The organism is Actinomycetota bacterium (assembly GCA_030682655.1).
Lineage (GTDB): Bacteria > Actinomycetota > Coriobacteriia > Anaerosomatales > JAUXNU01 > JAUXNU01.
Genome location: JAUXNU010000178.1, coordinates 1 through 1083, shown reverse-complemented (window position 1 = coordinate 1083; position 1083 = coordinate 1). Strand labels below are relative to the sequence as shown.

1 protein-coding gene is annotated in these 1083 nt (G+C 61.1%); it reads left to right on the top strand.

The window, feature by feature from the left end; translation table 11 throughout:
• The coding region (locus tag Q8K99_11810; GenBank protein ID MDP2183239.1) for a cytochrome c3 family protein at window positions 1-1083 on the top strand (1083 nt) is incomplete at both ends.

Genomic DNA, 1083 nt, shown 5'->3' with positions numbered 1-1083 from the left:
ACCGACAACTACGCCGGCGAGATCATCTTCACTCACGGCCTGCACCTGCTGGTGCAGTGCAGCAGTTGTCACACGCAGTTCCCTCACAGGCCAGAGGGCACCGAGATACCGATGATGAAGAAGTGTTTCGAGTGCCACGGGCTTCAGCACGGGCCCCGTGGACTGCTGGCCAATGCGCTGTGTACGGACTGCCATCACACGCCCAGAGAGAAGTTGCGCCCGGCCTTCCACACCTGGGACTGGGCCAAGAAGCCGCACGTGGAGCCCGGTGACAAGAACCTGCAGACGAAGTGCATGATGTGTCACGACGAGAAGGACTGCGTCGACTGTCACGAGGACCTGAACATCGATTGGGACCCGGGCGTACCGTACGTCTACGACTCTGAAGGCGGGTGCCTCTCCTGTCACGGCGACGAGAACCTCATCAAGACCTCCGCCGGCCGGCCCAAGTCGTATCAGGTGCTCGGTGTCGACGAGTCGGCCCACGCCGGCATGTCGTGCCAGAAGTGCCACATCGACTACAAGTACGAAGAGAGCATCAACCCCTCCGAGATCTGGAACGTCAACGCCGGCTACGCGTGTCGCAACTGCCACCTCTCGAGCGAACTCTTCAACGAAGAGCAGCAGGCGCGCAACACCGAAGTCGTGAAGCTCTACGACTCCTCGATCCATGCCGAGGAGCTCGGCAAGGGCAACCTCGAGTCGGCCACCTGCGCATCTTGCCACGGCGGTCACTACATCCAGCGCCTCAACACCGAGGCCGCCCAGAGGGCGTTGCATCTCTCGGCATACCGCGTCTGCGCGCGTTGTCACCTGGACGAGTATGATTCCTATGACGACTACTACCACGGTGCAGCATATAAGCAGGGCGCAACCGACGCTCCTGCGTGCTGGGGCTGCCACGCGGCACACGATGTGCTACCAAGCTCAGACCCCGATTCATGGGTTTCGCCAAAGAAGGTCGCCGAGACCTGCAGGATATGTCACAAGGGATCCGAGGAGGCGTTCGTGGAGAAATCTGGCGGGCTGATCCACAAGAAGGTGGAAGCCGCCGAGGAGAATCCTCTCCGTCAGTTCCTCTCC